At 71.7% G+C, this 19,565-nt stretch carries 2 protein-coding genes; both read left to right on the top strand.

All coding sequences use genetic code 11. The features are described 5' to 3' along the window. Window positions 1-17 precede the first annotated feature (17 nt). A complete protein-coding gene (locus Scani_RS09145) occupies window positions 18-18,248 on the top strand; it encodes a non-ribosomal peptide synthase/polyketide synthase (RefSeq protein WP_159472133.1) in 18,231 nt (6,076 codons plus the stop codon). Further along, complete coding sequence (ccrA, locus tag Scani_RS09140) at window positions 18,245-19,489, top strand: crotonyl-CoA carboxylase/reductase (protein ID WP_159472130.1); 1,245 nt, start codon at window positions 18,245-18,247, stop codon at window positions 19,487-19,489. Before Scani_RS09145 ends, ccrA begins: the two co-directional genes overlap by 4 nt. Window positions 19,490-19,565: the final 76 nt, after the last annotated feature.

The following is a 19,565-nucleotide window of genomic DNA, read 5'->3' as shown; positions in this document are numbered from 1 at the left end:
TGACGGAGAACGGCCCTGTGAAGCAGCAGCGTTCCGGTATCGAGGACGTACTTCCCCTGTCGCCCCTGCAGGAGGGACTGCTGTTCCACTCCCTGTACGACGGCGACGGCGCGGACGTCTACACCGTCCAGCTCATGGTCGATCTGGCGGGACCGCTGGACGGCGCCCGACTGCGGGCCGCCCTGGACACCGTCGTGCGCCGGCACGCCAACCTGCGGGCCGGCTTCCGGACCGTACGCTCCGGCAGGCCCGTGCAGTTCGTCCCGCGCGAGGTGTCCGTGCCCTGGCAGGACGCCGACCTCAGCGCCCTGTCCGCGCAGGAACGCGAGGCCGAGCTGACCCGGCTCGCCGACGAGGACCGCGCCCGGCGGTTCGACCTCGCGGCACCTCCGCTGCTGCGCTGCCTCCTGATCCGCCGGGAGCGTGACCTGCACCGGCTCGTCCTGACGAACCATCACATCCTGCTGGACGGCTGGTCGGCTCCCGTGCTGCTGCGCGAGGTGTTCACCGTCTACGAGAAGGGGGAGGCGGCACTCGCCCCCGCCACTCCCTACCGGCGCTACCTGGAGTGGCTGCACCGCCAGGACCGCACGACGACCGAGCGGGCATGGCGCCGTGCCCTGGACGGCGTCACCGAACCGACCCTCCTGGCCCCGGCCGCCCCGGGCCGCGAGCCGCGCATGCCGGAGCGGGTGGAGACCCTGCTGCCCGCCGAGGTGAGCGACGGCATCGGCCGCCTCGCCGTCGAGCACGCCCTCACCCTGAACACCGCCGTGCAGCTGGCCTGGGCGGCCCTCCTCGGCCGGCTCACCGGGCGCGACGACGTCCTCTTCGGCACCACCGTCTCCGGCCGCCCCGCCGAGGTGCCGGGCGTGGAGAGCATGGTCGGGCTGTTCATCAACACCGTGCCGGTACGGATCCGCCTCCGGGACGACGAGACCTGGGCCGAGGCCCTCACCAGGGTCCAGGACGAACAGTCCGCACTCGGCGCCCACCAGCACCTCGGGCTGTCCGACATCCAGGCACAGACCGGCCTCGGTGAACTCTTCGACACCACCGTGCTGGTCGAGAACTACCCCGTCGACCCCGCCACGACCGCCCGTCTGGACTCGGGGCTGCGGCTGGTCGGTGCCTCCGGCCGCGATGCGACCCACTATCCGCTCACCCTCGTCGTGTCCAAGACCGCGGAAGGACTGCACGCACGTCTCGACTACCGCTCCGACCTCTTCGACGGTTCGTGGGCTGAGGGGTTGTTGGGGCGGTTTGTGGGTGTGTTGCGGGGGATGGTGGCTGATCCGGGTGGGTGTGTGGGTGAGGTTGGGGTGTTGTTGCCGGGTGAGCGGGAGTTGTTGGTTGCGGGTGGGGGTGGTGTGTCGTGTGAGGTGCCGGTGGGGTTGTTGCCGGAGTGGTTCGGGTCTCGGGTGGTGGAGGCTCCGGGTGCTGTGGCGGTGGAGTGTGGTGGGGATTGTTTGTCGTTCGGGGAGTTGGATGCTCGGGCGAATGGTGTGGCGAATGTTTTGACGGGGCTGGGGGTGGGTCCTGGTTGTGTGGTGGCGTTGTTGGTGCCGCGTTCGGTGGATGCGGTGGTGGCGATGCTGGGTGTGGTGAAGGCGGGGGCGGCGTTTTTGCCGGTGGATGTGGATTTCCCGGCGGAGCGTATTGCTTTCGTGCTGGGGGACGCGCGGCCGGCCGCGGTGCTCACGTCGGGTGATGTGGTGGCGGACCTGCCCGAACTGAACGGGCGCCCGGTGGTTTTGGTGGACGAGGTGGCGCCCGCCGCCGATGTGCGGGAAGTCCGGCGGCTTTCTCCGGTGCATCCGGCGTATGTGTTGTATACGTCGGGTTCGACGGGGCGGCCGAAGGGTGTGGTGGTGTCGCATGGGTCGTTGCGGAATTTCTTGTGGTCGATGTGTGCGGAGACGGGGCTGGCGTCGGGGGATCGTCTTTTGGCGGTGACGACGTTCGGTTTTGATATTTCGCTGCTGGAGGTGTTTTTGCCTTTGGTGGTGGGTGCGTGTGTGGTGGTTGCTTCGCGTGATGTGGTGCGTGATCCGGTGGAGTTGGGTCGGGTGGTGCGTGCGCGGGGTGTGTCGGTGATGCAGGCGACGCCGGGGTTGTGGCGTGGGTTGTTGGAGGTGTCGCCGGAGTCGGTTGAGGGTGTGCGGGTGTTGGTGGGTGGTGAGGCGTTGGATGCTTCGCTGGCCGAGGGTTTGGTGGCGCGTGCGGATTCGGTGCTGAATTTGTATGGGCCGACGGAGACGACGATCTGGTCGACGTGTTTTCGGGTGGCGGGTCGTGAGGTGGCGATCGGTGGTCCGATGGCGAATACCCGGGTGTATGTGCTGGATGGTCGGCTGGGTTTGGTTCCTCCGGGTGTGGTGGGGGAGTTGTATGTGGCGGGTGCGGGGGTGGCGTCGGGTTATGTGGGGCGTCCGGGTTTGACGGCGGAGCGGTTTGTCGCTGACCCGTTCGTCGAATCCGGTGAGTCCGGTCCTTCTGGTGAATTGATGTATCGCACGGGGGATTTGGTGCGGTGGTCGGCGGCCGGTGTGCTGGAGTTCGTGGGCCGGGCTGATGACCAGGTCAAGTTGCGTGGCTATCGGGTGGAGCTGGGTGAGGTCGAGGAGGCGTTGGCTTCCTTTGACGGTGTGGCGCATGCGGTTGCTGTGGTGCGTGAGGACGTGCCAGGGGATCGTCGCCTGGTGGGCTATGTGGTCCCGGCCGGCGACGCCGTGGACGGTGAGGCGGTGCGTCGCCATGCGGCCGGTGTGCTGCCCGCCTACATGGTTCCGTCGACGGTCGTGGTGCTGGACTCGGTGCCGCGGACGCCCAACGGGAAGACGGACCGCAAGGCCCTTCCCGCTCCGGATGCCTCCGTTGTGGTGAGCCGTGACCCGCGCACGCCGCAGGAGGAGATCCTGTGCGGCTTGTTCGCCGAGGTTCTCGGTGTGACGCGGGTGGGCATCGACGACGGCTTCTTCGACCGTGGTGGTCATTCGTTGCTGGCGACGCGGTTGGTGTCGCGGATCCGTTCGGCGCTGGGGCGTGAGGTCCCGGTGCGTGCACTGTTCGAGAACCCGACGGTCGCGAGCCTGACGGCGTACATGTCGGAGCAGGGAACGGCGGGGGCGGTGCGCCCGGCACTCGTCCGTCGTGAGCGGCCCGAGGCCGTGCCGCTGTCCTTCGCCCAACGCCGGCTCTGGTTCATCAACCGCATGGACCCCCAGGACCCGCACTACAACATGTCCCTCGCGCTGCGGCTGACCGGCGTCCTCGACGAGGAGGCGTTGCGCGGTGCGCTGGCCGATGTCGTCACCCGGCACGAGAGCCTGCGCACCGTCTTCCCTGAGAGCGCGGGGGAGCCCCGCCAACTGCTGCTCGCCCCCGCCGAGGCCGTCACCTCCGTACTGCGCACCGGCCGCACCACCGAGGACGGGCTGACGGCCGCGGTCGACGAGGCAGCCCGGCAGGGCTTCGACCTCGCCACCGAGACCCCGCTGCGAGCCACGCTGCTCACCCTCGGTCCGGACGAGCACGCCCTGGTGCTGGTGCTGCACCACATCGCCGGCGACGGCTGGTCGATGCGGCCCCTGCTGCGGGACCTCTCCGACGCCTACACCGCCCGCCTCTCCGGCAGCGCCCCCCACTGGGAGCCGCTCCCCGTCCAGTATGCGGACTACGCCCTGTGGCAGCGCGAACTCTTCGGCGACGAGACGGACCCGGACGGCCTCGCCGTGCGCCAGCTCGGCCACTGGACCCGGCAGCTCGCCGGCCTGCCCGAGGAACTGGCGATCCCTGCCGACCGGCCGCGCCCCGCGACCGGCAGCCACCGCGGTGACCACATCGACTTCACCCTGGACGCCCAGCTGCACACCAGGCTCCTCAGGCTCGCCCAGCAGAACGGCGCCAGCCTCTTCATGGTGTTCCAGGCTGCCCTGGCCGCCCTGCTCACCCGGCTCGGCGCCGGCACCGACATCCCGATCGGCACGCCGGTGGCGGGCCGCACCGACGACGCCACCGAGGAACTCGTGGGCGTCTTCATCAACGAACTCGTGCTGCGCACCGACACCTCGGGGGACCCCGGCTTCCGGGAACTGCTGGCCCGGGTCCGGGAGACCGGCCTGGCCGCGTACGCCCACCAGGACGTGCCGTTCGAGCGGCTCGTGGAGGAGCTGAACCCGGCCCGGTCCCTCGCCCGCCACCCGCTCTTCCAGGTCTCGCTCTCCCTGCAGAACACCGCACCGCCCGTGCTGAGCCTGCCGGGCCTGGAGAGCAGCCCGCTACGGCGCGAGAGCGACGTGGCCCGCTTCGACCTGTCCTTCGGCCTCGGCGAGCGCCGTACCGTCGACGGGGCCCCCGACGGCGTGCGTGCGCAGGCGGTGTTCGCCACCGATCTGTTCGACCGCTCGACGGCCGAGTCGATGGTGCGCCGCTTCGTCGCCCTGCTCCGGGCCGTCGCCGTCGAACCCGACCGTCCCCTCGGCGACATCGAGCTCCTCACCGCCGACGAACGACACGAACTGCTGGTGGCGCGCAACGACACCGCGCACGAGACGTCCTCGGTCCCGCTCCACCGCCTCTTCGAACAGCAGGCGGCACGGTCTCCGCAGGCGCCGGCGGTGGTCCACGGGGCGCAGCAGTTGACCTATGCGCAGCTCGACGCCCGCGCCAACCGGCTGGCCCGACTGCTGATCCGGCGGGGCGCGGGGCCCGAGTCGCTCGTCGCCCTCGCCCTGCCGCGCTCCCTCGACGCGGTGGTCACGATGCTCGCGGTCGGCAAGTCCGGCGCCGCCTACCTGCCGCTGGACACCGAACACCCCGACGCCCGGCTGGACTTCATCCGCGAGGACGCCGCCCCGGCCCTGCTGGTGACCACCCAGGAGGTCCTGGCGCGGGTGCCGAGTCTGGCGGGGGGACCCGAGAGCCTCCTCGTCCTGGACACCGAGGAGACCGGGGCCGGCCTGCGGGGGATGTCCCCCGAAGCCCCCTCCGACGCCGAGCGCCCGGCACCGGTCTCGCTCGCCCACCCGGCGTACGTCGTCTACACCTCCGGCTCCACCGGCGCCCCCAAGGGCGTGATCATCGAGCAGCGGTCGCTCGTCGACTACGCCGTGCGTGCCGCCGCCGTGTACCCGGGGCTGTCCGGCCGGACGCTGCTGCACTCGTCCCTCTCCTTCGACCTCGGTCTGACCACGCTCTACGGCACCTTGCTGGCCGGCGGCTGCCTGTACGTCGCCGACCTGGACGAACGCCTCGACGTACCCGGTGGACTCACCTTCCTGAAGGCGACCCCCAGCCATCTGCCGGTGCTCGAACTGCTGCCGGACGTCCTCGCCCGGGACGCGGTGCTGATGACCGGCGGCGAGGCCGTGCACGGTGAGCAACTCGCCCCCTGGCGCGAGAGCCGACCCGACCTCACGCTCGTCAACCACTACGGACCGACCGAGACGACGATCGGCTGCCTCGACCACTGGACCGCGCCGGGAACACCGGCCGACCGGGGCCCGGTACCGCTCGGGAGGCCGATGCGGAACACCGCGGTCTATGTGCTGGACGGCCGGCTGCGGCCCGTTCCGGACGGCACCGTGGGGGAGCTGTACGTCGCGGGGCACGGGCTCGCACGCGGCTACGCGAACCGGCCGGCGCTGACGTCCGAGCGGTTCGTGGCGGACCCGTACGGCCCGTCCGGAGCGCGGATGTACCGCACCGGCGACCGGGCCCGCTGGACCGCCGACGGGGTGTTGGAGTTCCTCGGCCGGGCCGACGACCAGGTCAAGATCCGGGGGTTCCGGATCGAGCCGGGCGAGATCGAGTCGGCGCTGCTGACCATGACGGGCGTCGGTTCCGCCGCCGTCGCGGTGCGCGAGGACCGGCCGGGCGACCGGCGTCTGGTGGCGTACGTCGTCCCGGACGGCACACGGGGCGACGCCGGTGCCCGGCTCGACCCCGCCGCGGTGCGCGCGCACCTCGCGCGCTCGCTCGCCGCCTACCTGGTCCCGAACGACGTGGTGGTCCTCGACGGCCTGCCGCTGACCGCGAACGGCAAGGTGGACCGCCGGGCGCTGCCCGCCCCGGACCTCACCCGTGTCCCGGTGGGACGCGCGCCGCGCAGCCCCCAGGAAGAGATCCTCTGCGGCCTCTTCGCCGAGGTGCTCGGCGTCGGCCAGGCGGGCATCGACGACAACTTCTTCCACCTCGGCGGCCACTCCCTGCTGGCGACCCGGCTCGCCAACCGGGTCCGCACCACCCTCGGTGTCGAGCTCCCGCTGCGCGCCGTGTTCGAGGCACCGACGGTGGCCGCACTCGCCCGGCTGCTCGACGACGCCGGGCACGCCCGCCCGGCGCTCGTCCCGGCCGCCCGGCCCGAACAGGTCCCCGTGTCGTACGCGCAGCGCCGTCTGTGGTTCCTCAACCAGCTCGACACCGGCAGCTCGCTCTACAACGTGCCGGTCCTGCTGAGGCTGCACGGCACGCTGGACCGCGACGCCCTGCGCGCCGCCGTGCACGATGTGGTGCACCGCCACGAAACCCTGCGCACGGTCTTCCCCGACGTCGACGGAGAACCGCGTCAGGTCGTCCTGGACACCTGGGCGCCCCCGCTGGACCTGACCGACGCGACGACGGCCGGCGAGGACCCGCACACCCTGCTGGACGGGCTGACCTCCCGGGGCTTCGACCTCACCGAGGAACCGCCGCTGCGGGCCGCGCTGGTCGCCACCGGACCGGACACCCACCTGCTGGTCCTGGTACTGCACCACATCGCCAGCGACGCCGGTTCCTGGCGCCCCCTCGCCACCGATCTCGCCACGGCCTATCGCGCCCGCACCGGTGGCGACGCCCCCCGGTGGGCGGCGTTGCCGGTGCAGTACGCGGACTACGCGCTGTGGCAGCGCGCGGTCCTCGGTGAGGAGAACGACCCCGACAGCGAGATCTCCCGCCAGCTCGGGTACTGGACCGAGACGCTGGCCGGGCTGCCCGAGGAACTCGACCTGCCGACCGACCGGCGGCGCCCGGCGGCCGGCACCCCGCGCGCGGCGACCCAGGAGTTCGCCCTCGACGCCGCACTCCACCAGGAGCTGCTGTCCCTGGCCGCCTCTACGGGCACCAGTCTGTTCATGGTCCTCCAGGCCGGTCTGGCGGTCACGCTGTCGCGTCTGGGAGCCGGAGCGGACATCCCCATCGGCGCGCCCATCGCCGGCCGCACCGATGACGCGCTCGACGACCTGGTGGGCTTCTTCCTCAACACCTTGGTGCTGCGCACCGACCTCTCGGGCAACCCGACCTTCCGTGAGCTGCTGGCCCGTGTGCGGGAGACCGACCTGGCCGCCTACGCGCATCAGGACGTGCCGTTCGAGCGGCTGGTGGAGGAGCTGAACCCGGCCAGGTCGCTCACCCGCCACCCGCTCTTCCAGGTGACGCTGACGGTCGAGAACGCCCGGAACGACCGGGCCGCCGCGCTGGAGCTGCCGTCCCTGACGGTCGCCCCCGAGCGGGCCGAGAGCCGGTGGGCCAGGTTCGACCTGTCCTTCGGCCTGGGCGAGCGCAGTACGTCGGAGGGCGCCCCGGACGGGATGGCAGGCGTCCTCGAATACTCCGCCGACCTCTTCGACGCCGATTCGGTGGAGGGGTTGTTGGGGCGGTTTGTGGGTGTGTTGCGGGGGATGGTGGCTGATCCGGGTGGGTGTGTGTCCGGGGTTGGGGTGTTGTTGCCGGGTGAGCGGGAGTTGTTGGTTGCGGGTGGGGGTGGTGTGTCGTGTGAGGTGCCGGTGGGGTTGTTGCCGGAGTGGTTCGGGTCTCGGGTGGTGGAGGCTCCGGGTGCTGTGGCGGTGGAGTGTGGTGGGGATTGTTTGTCGTTCGGGGAGTTGGATGCTCGGGCGAATGGTGTGGCGAATGTTTTGACGGGGCTGGGGGTGGGTCCTGGTTGTGTGGTGGCGTTGTTGGTGCCGCGTTCGGTGGATGCGGTGGTGGCGATGCTGGGTGTGGTGAAGGCGGGGGCGGCGTTTTTGCCGGTGGATGTGGATTTCCCGGCGGAGCGTATTGCTTTCGTGCTGGGGGACGCGCGGCCGGCCGCGGTGCTCACGTCGGGTGAAACGGTCGGTGCGGTACCGGAGCTCGATTGCCCTGTGGTGCTGCTCGACGGAGTGGGAACGGCCGCGGAGTTGGACAGGCCCGTGGAGCTTTCTCCGGTGCATCCGGCGTATGTGTTGTATACGTCGGGTTCGACGGGGCGGCCGAAGGGTGTGGTGGTGTCGCATGGGTCGTTGCGGAATTTCTTGTGGTCGATGTGTGCGGAGACGGGGCTGGCGTCGGGGGATCGTCTTTTGGCGGTGACGACGTTCGGTTTTGATATTTCGCTGCTGGAGGTGTTTTTGCCTTTGGTGGTGGGTGCGTGTGTGGTGGTTGCTTCGCGTGATGTGGTGCGTGATCCGGTGGAGTTGGGTCGGGTGGTGCGTGCGCGGGGTGTGTCGGTGATGCAGGCGACGCCGGGTTTGTGGCGTGGGTTGTTGGAGGTGTCGCCGGAGTCGGTTGAGGGTGTGCGGGTGTTGGTGGGTGGTGAGGCGTTGGATGCTTCGCTGGCCGAGGGTTTGGTGGCGCGTGCGGATTCGGTGCTGAATTTGTATGGGCCGACGGAGACGACGATTTGGTCGACGTGTTTTCGGGTGGCGGGTCGTGAGGTGGCGATCGGTGGTCCGATGGCGAATACCCGGGTGTATGTGCTGGATGGTCGGCTGGGTTTGGTTCCTCCGGGTGTGGTGGGGGAGTTGTATGTGGCGGGTGCGGGGGTGGCGTCGGGTTATGTGGGGCGTCCGGGTTTGACGGCGGAGCGGTTTGTCGCTGACCCGTTCGTCGAATCCGGTGGAGCCCATCCGGACGGCGTTTCCCGCGAATCCGGCGGATCCGGTGCATCGGGTGTTCCCGGTGAATTGATGTATCGCACGGGGGATTTGGTGCGGTGGTCGGCGGCCGGTGTGCTGGAGTTCGTGGGCCGGGCTGATGACCAGGTCAAGTTGCGTGGCTTTCGGGTGGAGCTGGGTGAGGTCGAGGAGGCGTTGGCTTCCTTTGACGGTGTGGCGCATGCGGTTGCTGTGGTGCGTGAGGACGTGCCAGGGGATCGTCGCCTGGTGGGCTATGTGGTCCCGGCCGGCGACGCCGTGGACGGTGAGGCGGTGCGTCGCCATGCGGCCGGTGTGCTGCCGGCCTACATGGTTCCGTCGACGGTCGTGGTGCTGGACTCGGTGCCGCGGACGCCCAACGGGAAGACGGACCGCAAGGCCCTTCCCGCTCCGGATGCCTCCGTTGTGGTGAGCCGTGACCCGCGCACGCCGCAGGAGGAGATCCTGTGCGGCTTGTTCGCCGAGGTTCTCGGTGTGACGCGGGTGGGCATCGACGACGGTTTCTTCGACCGTGGTGGTCATTCGTTGCTGGCGACGCGGTTGGTGTCGCGGATCCGTTCGGCGCTGGGGCGTGAGGTTCCGGTGCGTGCACTGTTCGAGAACCCGACGGTCGCGAGCCTGACGGCGTACATGTCGGAGCAGGGGACGGCGGGGGCGGTGCGCCCGGCACTCGTCCGTCGTGAGCGGCCCGAGGCCGTGCCGCTGTCCTTCGCCCAACGCCGGCTCTGGATCCTCGACCAACTGGAGGAAGCCGGTCCGCTCTACCATCTGCCGCTCGTCGCCCGGCTGTCCGGCGTCCTCGATCAGGAGGCGTTGCGCGGTGCGCTGGCCGATGTCGTCACCCGGCACGAAAGCCTGCGCACCGTCTTCCGGCAGGACGGTGGTCAGCCCCGGCAGGTCGTGCTCGACGCCGCGGTGGCCCGTCCGCCGCTGAACGTCATACCGATCGACGCCTCCGAGATCGAAGCGGCCGTCACCGCCGCACGCCACGAGGGGTTCCGGCTCGACACGGACCTCCCGCTGCGGGCCACCCTGCTGGTCCTCGGGCCCGACGACCACGTGCTGGTACTGGTGCTCCACCACATCGCCGGCGACGCCTGGTCGATGGGTCCCCTGGTGCGCGACCTCAGCGAGGCGTACACGGCGCGGCGTGCCGGCGGGGTCCCGCGGTGGGAGCCGCTCCCCGTCCAGTACGCGGACTACGCTCTGTGGCAGCGTGAACTCCTCGGGGCCGAAGGCGACCCCGACAGCGAGGCGTCCCGGCAACTGGCCTACTGGACCGAGGCGCTGGCGGGGCTCCCCGACGTGCTCCCGCTGCCCGGTGACCGGCCGCGGCCGGCCGAGGCCAGTCACCACGGCGGCCTGGTCCCCTTCGCCCTGGACGCCGAGCTGCACGGCCGGCTGCGGGAGCTGGCCCGGTCCGGCCGCGCGACGGTGTTCATGGTGCTGCAGGCCGCTCTGGCGGCGCTGCTCACCGGACGGGGCGCGGGATGCGACGTACCCATCGGCACCCCCGTGGCGGGGCGCGGGGACGCCGCGGCCGAAGAGCTGGTCGGCTTCTTCGTGAACACCTTGGTGCTGCGCACCGACACCTCGGGCAGCCCCACCTTCCGTGAGCTGCTGGCCCGGGTCCGGGAGACCGACCTGGCCGCGTACGCGCACCAGGACGTGCCGTTCGAGCGGCTCGTGGACGGGCTGCGGGTCCCGCGTTCCCTGGCGCACCATCCGTTGTTCCAGGTGATGCTCGTGCTGGACAACTTCTCCCGCGCGAAAGCCGATTTGGACGGCCTGCGCAGCGTGGGCGGTATCGAAGCGCCGTCCGCCGAGGGGCCGGGACGGGCGAAGTTCGACCTGTCGGTTCGGGTGTCGGAGCAGCTCACGGAGCAGGGCGCCGCGGCGGGCATGACGGGCAGTTTCGCCTTTGCGAAGGACCTTTTCGACCGTTCGACGGTCGAGGCGATGGCAGCCGCCTTTGTGCGGCTGCTCCAGACAGTGGCGGCCCGCCCCGACCGGCCGGTCGGAGCGGTGGCCGCGGAAGTGGCCGGAGAGGCGGAGAGTGTGAACACGCAAGAGCACCCCCAGCGTGCGGAGGAGTGCGACGGCATCGGCCGCCCGCTGCCGGAGCCGCTGGTCCCGCAGCTGATCGAGGCACAGGCGGCCGGCGCACCCGGGGCCCCGGCGGTCGTGTGCGGGGCCGAGACGGTCTCGTACGCCGAGCTCAACGCCCGGGCCAACCGCCTGGCCCATCTGCTGATCGGACGCGGCGCCGGGCCGGAGAGCGTGGTCGCGCTGATGGTGCCGCGGTCCGTCGACATGATCGTGGCGGTGCTGGCGGTCCTGAAGTCCGGTGCCGCCTACCTCCCGGTGGACAGCGCCTACCCGGCCGACCGGATCGGCTACCTGCTCGACGACGCCCGCCCGTCCCTGGTGCTCACCACCACCGAGGCCGTCGGCAGCCTGCCGGACTCCCCGGAGCGGGCCCGGATCGTCCTCGACGCAGCGGACACCGTGGCCGCGCTCGCGGGAAGCCCGGAGGCCGATCCCGTCGACGCCGACCGGACGGCGCCGCTGACCGCGCGGACCCCGGCGTATGTCATCTACACCTCCGGCTCCACCGGCCGCCCCAAGGGCGTCGTCGTGGAACACCGCGGCATCCCGAACCTGGTCCAGGCGCGTATCGAGCCGTACGCCATGGGCCCCGGCAGCCGGGTGCTGCAGTTCGCTTCGCTGAGCTTCGATGCCGCGATGTCCGAGATCTGCACCCCGCTCAGCGCGGGAGCCTGCCTGGTGCTCGGCCCGGCCGACATGCTCGACCAGGTCGCCGAGCTGCCCGACCTCATCCGTGCCCACGGTGTGACGCACGCGACGCTGCCGCCCGCCGTGCTCAGCAGGCTCTCGCCCGACAGCCTGCCCTCGATACGCACCCTGACCATCGCGGGCGAGGCCGCCCAGCCGGGCCTGGTGTCCCAATGGGCCCCCGGACGCCGAATGTTCAACGCCTACGGACCCACCGAGACCACCGTCTCGTGCACCATGGCAGGCCCCCTCCTCGCCGAGGACGGGGTGCCCTCGATCGGGCGTCCGCTGCCGAACACCCTGACCTATGTCCTCGACGACGGCCTCCGGCCGGTGGACGCCGGCACGGCCGGTGAACTGTACGTCGCCGGGGCGGGGGTGGCCCGTGGCTACCTCGGCCGGGCCGCGCTGACCGGTGAGCGGTTCGTCGCCGACCCGTTCGGCCCCGCCGGTACCCGGATGTACCGCACCGGTGACGTGGTGCGCCACCGCCCCGACGGCACCCTGGAATTCGTCGGACGCGCCGACGACCAGGTCAAGATCCGCGGGTACCGCATCGAACTCGGCGAGGTCCAGGAGGCCCTGCTGTCCTGCCCCGGTGTCGGCGAGGCCGTCGCCGTCGTCCGTGAGGACGAGCCCGGCCACCAGCGGCTCGCCGGATATCTGACGCCGGTGCCGGGCGCGGGCCTGGACACCGCCGGCCTGCGCGCCCGGCTGGCGGAGAGCCTGCCGGCGTACCTGGTGCCGTCCGTGCTGGTCGTGCTCGACCGCATCCCGCTGACCGTCAACGGCAAGGTGGACCGGGCGGCACTCCCGGCCCCGGCCGCCACCGCAGCGGCCCCCGTCGCCACCCGCGGTCCGCGGGGACGACGGGAGGAGATCCTCTGCCGGGTGATCGCCGAGGTGCTCGCCCTGCCCCAGGTCGGCGTGGACGACAACTTCTTCGCCCTGGGCGGTGACAGCATCTCCGCGCTCCAGGTGGCGAGCCGGGCCCGGCAGGCGGGGCTGGCGCTGGCGCCCCGCGACGTCTTCCGGCACCAGACCGTCGCCGAACTCGCCCCCGCGGCGAAGGAGACCGAGCAGGAACGGACCGCCCGCCCCGATGACGGAGTCGGCGCGGTCCCTTCCACCCCGGTACTGCGCTGGCTCGCCCAGCGCCGCGGCCCGATCCAGGGCCTCAACCAGGCCGTCCTGCTGCGCGTGCCCGGCCTCGGGCAGCGCGCCCTGACCCTCGCGGTGCAGACGCTGCTCGACCACCACGACGCGCTCCGCGTCAAGCTGGCCGGCTCCGGCACCGGTGTCACCTGGGGACTCAACGTCCAGGCCCGGGGCGCCGTCCGGGCGGCGGACCGGATCACCCGGGTCGACGTGAGCGGCCTGCCCGACGACCCGACCGATCCGGCCCTGACCGCCCTGGTCGACGAGCAGGGCGAGGCGGCCCGCCGTCGACTGGACCCCGAGTCCGGGGCCGTCCTCGAACTGGTCTGGTTCGACGGCGGTTCGGACCGGTCCGGCTGGCTGCTGGTCGTCGCGCACCACCTGGTCGTGGACGGCGTCTCCTGGCGCATTCTGCTGCCGGACCTGGCAGCCGCCTGGGAGACGGCGGCGGCCGGCGGCACGCCGGAGCTCGCACCGGTCGGCACCTCGCTGCGGCGCTGGGCCCAACTGCTGCTCGCCGAGGGCCAGGACCCCGAGCGCGCCACCGAACTCGACCTGTGGACGGGGATCCTCGACCACCCCGACCCGCGCCTGGGCGCAGAACGGCTCCGCCCCGCCCGTGACACCCGGGCCACGGCGCGGTACCTGTCGGTGACCCTCCCCACCGAACTCACCCACACGCTGCTCACCGAGGTGCCGGAGAAGTTCCAGGCACAGATCAACGACGTGCTGCTGACCGGGTTCGCCCTCGCCGTCGCCCGCTGGCGCGAGCGCAACGGCTGGGGCGACGAGCGCTCGGTCCTGGTCGACCTCGAGGCCCACGGCCGGGAGGAGATCGCCGAGGACATCGACCTGTCCCGCACCGTCGGCTGGTTCACCAGCATCCACCCGGTACGCCTGGACCCGGGCGCCGTGGACGCCGGCCAGGCCTTCGCCGGAGGGGCCGCCGCCGGGACGGCGCTCAAGCACATCAAGGAGCAGCTCCGCGGCATACCGGACAACGGCCTGGGCTACGGCCTGCTGCGCTACCTCAACCCCGACACCGCGGGTCTGCTGGCGCAGTACGACGCCCCGCAGATCGGCTTCAACTACCTGGGCCGTACCCACTCCGCCGCGCTGAGCGCCCCGTCGGCGGGGCCCGCCGACGGCTGGCGCGGTGAATCGCGGATGGACGCCCGGGTCGTCGCCTCCGACGACGGGATGCCGTTCGCCCACTCTTTGGAGGTCAGCGCGGTCACCCGGGAGTCCGGGGACGGACCGCGGCTGAACGCCACGGTCTCCTGGCCGGACGCCCTCTTCGCGCCGGACCAGATCCAGGACCTGCTGGACACCTGGACCGAGGCGCTGCACGCCCTCGCGGCCCGCGCGGGCACCGCCCCCTCCGGCGGCCTCACCCCCTCCGACCTCCCGCTCGTCCAGCTCACCCAGACCGAGATCGACGAACTGGAGGCCCGGCCGGGCGGGGTGGAGGACGTGCTCCCGCTCTCCCCGCTGCAGGAGGGGCTCCTCTTCCACGCGCTCTACGCCGACAGCGGGCCCGACGTCTACGCCATGCAGATGGCCGTCGACCTGGAAGGCCCGCTGGACGTCGACGCCCTGCGGAATGCCGGACAGGCCCTGCTGGAGCGCCACCCGAACCTGCGCGCCTGGTTCCACCGCCGTCCCGGCGGCCAGGCCGTCCAGGTCATCCAGTCGCGGGTGCGGCTGGCCTGGGACGAGGTGGACCTGACGGCACAGGACGAGGCCACCCGGCGTGCCGAGCTGGCGCGGCTCACCGACGAGGCCCGCAACCAGCGCTTCGACCTCGCCACCCCGCCGCTGGTCCGGTTCGTGCTGATCCGCCTCGGGGCCGACCGGCACCGCCTGCTGATCCTCAAGCACCACATCGTGCTCGACGGCTGGTCCATGCCGCTGTTCCTGCGCGACCTCGTCACCCTCTACCACCGGGGCGACGACCGGACGGCCCTGCCGCCCGTCGTCCCCTACCGCACCTACTTCGACTGGCTGGCCGCCCAGGACACCGAGGCGACCCGGGAGGCCTGGCGCGAGGCCCTGTCCGGCGTCACCGAACCGACGCTGCTCGCCCCGGCCGGCGCCGGCGCCCCGACCGCGCTTCCCCTGGACGTCTCCCACCAGCTCTCCGCCGATCTGACGGCGGCGCTGCAGCGCCACGCCGTCGACACCTCGGTGACGCTCAGCACGGTCCTCCAGAGCGCCTGGGCCGTCCTGCTGGGACGGCTGCTCGGCCGGGACGACGTGGTGTTCGGCACCACCGTCTCCGGCCGCCCGCCGGAGATCCCCGGCATCGAGTCCATCGTCGGACTGTTCATCAACACACTGCCGGTCCGGGTCCGTCTGGACCTGTCCGAGAGCTGGTCGGCGCTCGCCGCCCGGCTCCAGGAGGAACAGACCGCGCTCAGCGCCCACCACCATCTCGGCCTGGCGGAGATCCAGCAGCACACCGGCCTCGGGGAACTCTTCGACACCCTCATGGTGTACGAGAACTTCCCCGTGCCCACGGGGGGCGAGCAGCAGCCCACCGCGCTGCGCGCCACGGCGGTGGAGGGCCGCGCCGCCGCGCACTACCCGCTCTCCCTGATCGCTTCCCTCGGCACCGATGGCCTCCGCCTCCGGCTCGACTACCGGCCCGAACTCTTCGACGCGCCGACCGTGGAGCGCCTGCTGGGCCGCCTGGTGCGTCTGCTGGAGGAGATCGGCGCCACTCCGCGCAAGGCCGTCGGCGCGCTGGACGTCCTCGCCCCGGACGAGCGTGCGCACCTGGTCGAGGGCTGGAACGGCGGCCCGCTGACCCTGCCGGCCGGCCCGCCGACGATGCTCCGCGCCTTCGCCGACGCCGTGGCCCAGGGCCCCGACGACCTCGCGGTCCGCCTCGGCGACCAGCGGCTGACCTACCGTCAACTGGACGAGGAGGCCAACCGGCTGGCGCGGCTGCTGACCGGCCTCGGCGTACGCCCCGAGACCCGCGTCGGAGTGCTGCTCGACCGCTCCACCGAACTCCTGGTCGCCGCCCTCGCGGTACTGAAGGCGGGCGGGGTCTATGTGCCGCTGGAGCCCGACTACCCCGACGAGCGGGTCCGGCTGCTGCTCGCCGAGACGGCCTCGCCGGTCCTGCTCACCGACGCGGGCAGGGTTGCGGACTGGACGGCGAAACTCGGCGACCGGACCGAGGTCGTCGCCGTCGACGGCGACCCGCGCCTGGCGGTACAGGAGCACACCGCGCCGGATGTCGTCGTCCTGCCCGACCAGCTCGCCTACGTGATCTACACCTCCGGCTCCACCGGTGTGCCCAAGGGCGTCGCGGTCAGCCACCGCAATGTCGTGGAGCTGGCCGCCGACCACTGGTGGCAGCTGGACCGCACCCACCGGGTGCTCTTCCACTCCCCGCACGCCTGGGACGTCTCCACCCTGGAATGGTGGGTGCCGCTGCTCAACCACGGCGAAGTCGTCATCGCCCCCCCGGGCAAGGTCGACCTGGAAGCGATCGCCAGGCTCGTCGTCCAGGAGAACATCACCGGACTGTGGGCCTCCGGCGGCCTCTTCCGGCTGCTCGCCGAGAGCCACCCGGAGTGCTTCGCCGGTCTGACCGAGGTCCGCACCGGCGGCGACGTGGTCCCCGCGTACGCCGTGCGCAACGCCCTGGCGGCCGTCACCGACACCGTCGTCACCGCCGGGTACGGCCCGACCGAGACCACCGTGTTCTCCACCCGCCACTCCATGCGCCCCGGCGACCAGGTGCCGGAGAGCGTCCCCATCGGCGCACCGCTGGACGAGACCCGGGCCTATGTCCTCAGCCCCGGCCTCGAACCCGTACCGGTCGGGGTGGTCGGCGAGCTCTACCTCGCCGGTTCCGGCGTCGCCCGCGGCTACGAGAACAACCCGGCCATGACCGCCGAACGGTTCGTCGCCGACCGCTACGGCGAGCCCGGCACCAGGATGTACCGCACCGGCGACCTGGTCCGGTGGCGCTCCGACGGCCTCATGGAGTTCGTCGGCCGCGTCGACGAACAGGTCAAGCTGCGCGGCTTCCGCGTGGAGCTGCGCGAGGTCGAGGTCGCCCTCAGCGCGTACCCCGGCATCGGCCAGGCCGTCGCGCTGGTGCGCGAGGACCGGCCCGGTGACAAACGACTCGTCGGATACGTGGTGCCGGACGCCGGTGCCCCGGCGCCCGACCTGGCCGCGCTGAAGGACCAACTGGCCCGGAAACTGCCGGAGTTCATGGTGCCCTCCGCGCTCGTCGTGCTCGACGCGCTGCCGCTGACCGCGAACACCAAGCTGGACCGCAAGGCGCTGCCCGCCCCCGAACAGCAGGCGGAGCACCGGAACCGGCCGCGCAGCCCCCAGGAAGAAGTGCTGTGCGCCCTGTTCGCCGACGCCCTCGGGGTCCCCGAGGTCGGCATCGACGACGACTTCTTCCTGCTCGGCGGCAATTCGCTGCTCGCCGCGTCCCTGGTCAGCCGGATCCGCGCGGTCCTCGGCTCCGGGCTGAGCGTCCAGGCCCTGTTCACCGCACCGTCGGTGCGCGGACTGTCGCAGCGGCTCGAGGCCGGGATCGGCCCGGACGAGGACAACGGACTGGAGGTGCTGCTGCCGCTGCGTGCCCGGGGGACCGCGCCCACGCTGTTCTGCTTCCACGCCGGAGGCGGCCTGAGCTGGCGCTACGCCGGACTGCTGCGCCACATACCGGACACCCACCCGGTCTACGGCCTGCAGGCACGCGCCTTCGGCACCCCGGGCTACGCGCCGGGCAGCATCGAGGAGATCGCCGAGCACTTCGTCGAGCAGATGCGGACCGTGCAGCCGTCCGGCCCGTACCACCTGCTCGGCTGGTCGTTCGGCGGACTGGTGGCACACGCCGTCGCGGTACGCCTCCAGGCGGACGGCGACCAGGTCGGACTCCTGGCGATCCTCGACTCGTTCCCGGTCGAGAACCCCGGGTCGGCACCGGCCGGTCCGGCCGGCGAGGACCTGATGCGTGCCCTGCTGGAAGCCGCGAACCTCGGCACCGGCGAACGGCGGGACGAGCCGCTCACACCGGACACGGTCGCCGACGCCCTGCGCGCACAGGGCAACCCGCTCACCGACCTGCTCGCCGACCATCTCGGCACGGTCCTGGACACCTACCGCGGCAACCTCGCCCTGCGCCACGCCTTCACCCCCAAGGCGTTCCACGGCGATGCCCTCCTCATCACCGCCGGGGAGAACCGGCCCGACGGCCGCCCCGGCGCCGACCGCTGGCAGCCGTACGTCGACGGCCGGCTGCACACGCACACCGTGCCCTGCCGGCACGAGGACATGCTGCTGCCCGGCCCGCTCGCCGAGATCGGCCAGCTCGTCTCCGGCCGGCTGCGCCACCACAAGGACGAGGAGGGCACCCGATGACCCGGGAGATCTACGACATCGGCGAGATCCCGCCGCTCGGCGACGTACCGCGCTATATGCACGCCGCGCTGGTCCGCCCCGAGCGCTACGGACCGCCCAGCACCGCGATGGCCGTGGAACCGGTCGAGGTGCCGCCGGTCGGCCGGGGCCAGGTCCTGGTGATGGTCATGGCGGCGGGCGTCAACTACAACGGTGTGTGGGCCGGACTCGGCACCCCCGCCGACGTCATCGCCGCCCGCCGCAGACAGGGCGACCCGCACGACTTCCACATCTCCGGCTCCGAAGGCGCCGGCGTGGTGTGGGCGGTGGGGGAGGGGGCGACCCAGTACCGGGTCGGCGACCAGGTCATCGTGGCCGGCGTCAAATGGGACGAGTCGGCGCCCGACATCCGCATGGGCACCGACCCGACGGCCTCCAAATCCCAGCGGGCCTGGGGCTACGAGCTCAACTTCGGTTCCTTCGCCCAGTTCACCGTGGTCGACGAGTACCAGTGCCACCCCAAGCCCGCCCATCTGACCTGGGAACAGGCCGGCTGCTTCCTCGGCGGCGGCTCCACCTCCTACCGGATGCTGAACGGCTGGGCCCCGCACACCGTCCAGCCCGACGACCCGGTGCTGATCTGGGGCGGGTCCGGCGGTCTCGGCTCGATGGCCATCCAGATCACCGATCACTTCGGAGGCATCCCCATCGCCGTCGTCTCCGACGACGACAAGGCCGAGCACTGCCTGAAGCTCGGCGCGCGCGGCGTCATCAACCGCCGGGACTTCGACCACTGGGGACGGCTGCCGAACGCCGAGGACACCGCGGAGTTCGGCCGGTGGCAGCAGGGAGCGCGGGCGTTCGGCCGCCGCATCTGGGACATCCTCGGCGAGCGCCGCTCACCGCGGATCGTGCTGGAACACCCCGGCCGAGACACCCTCGCCACCTCCGTCTACGTCTGTGACCACGCGGGGATGGTGGTGACCTGCGCCGGAACCAGCGGCTACAACGGCGACATCGACCTGCGCTTCCTGTGGATGTTCCAGAAACGCCTGCAGGGCTCGCACGCGGCGAATGTGCGCGAGACCCGGGCAATCATCAACCTCGTGGCAGCGGGACGGGTCGACCCCTGCCTGAACCTGACCATGCCGTTCGAGGAGATCTCCCAGGCGCACCAACTGGTCTACGAGAACCGGCACCCGGCCGGGAACACCGCGGTCCTGGTCAATGCGCCCGAACCGGGGCTGACCGGAATGCCGTGACCCGCGAGGACCGGAATCGGCAACAGCCGTGAATACGGTCGGGGAAAAGGGAAAGGGCCGCCGGCGACACCGGCGG

Source organism: Streptomyces caniferus (genome assembly GCF_009811555.1).
In the GTDB taxonomy this organism is placed as follows: Bacteria; Actinomycetota; Actinomycetes; order Streptomycetales; family Streptomycetaceae; genus Streptomyces; species Streptomyces caniferus.
This window is presented reverse-complemented; position numbering and strand designations above follow the sequence as displayed.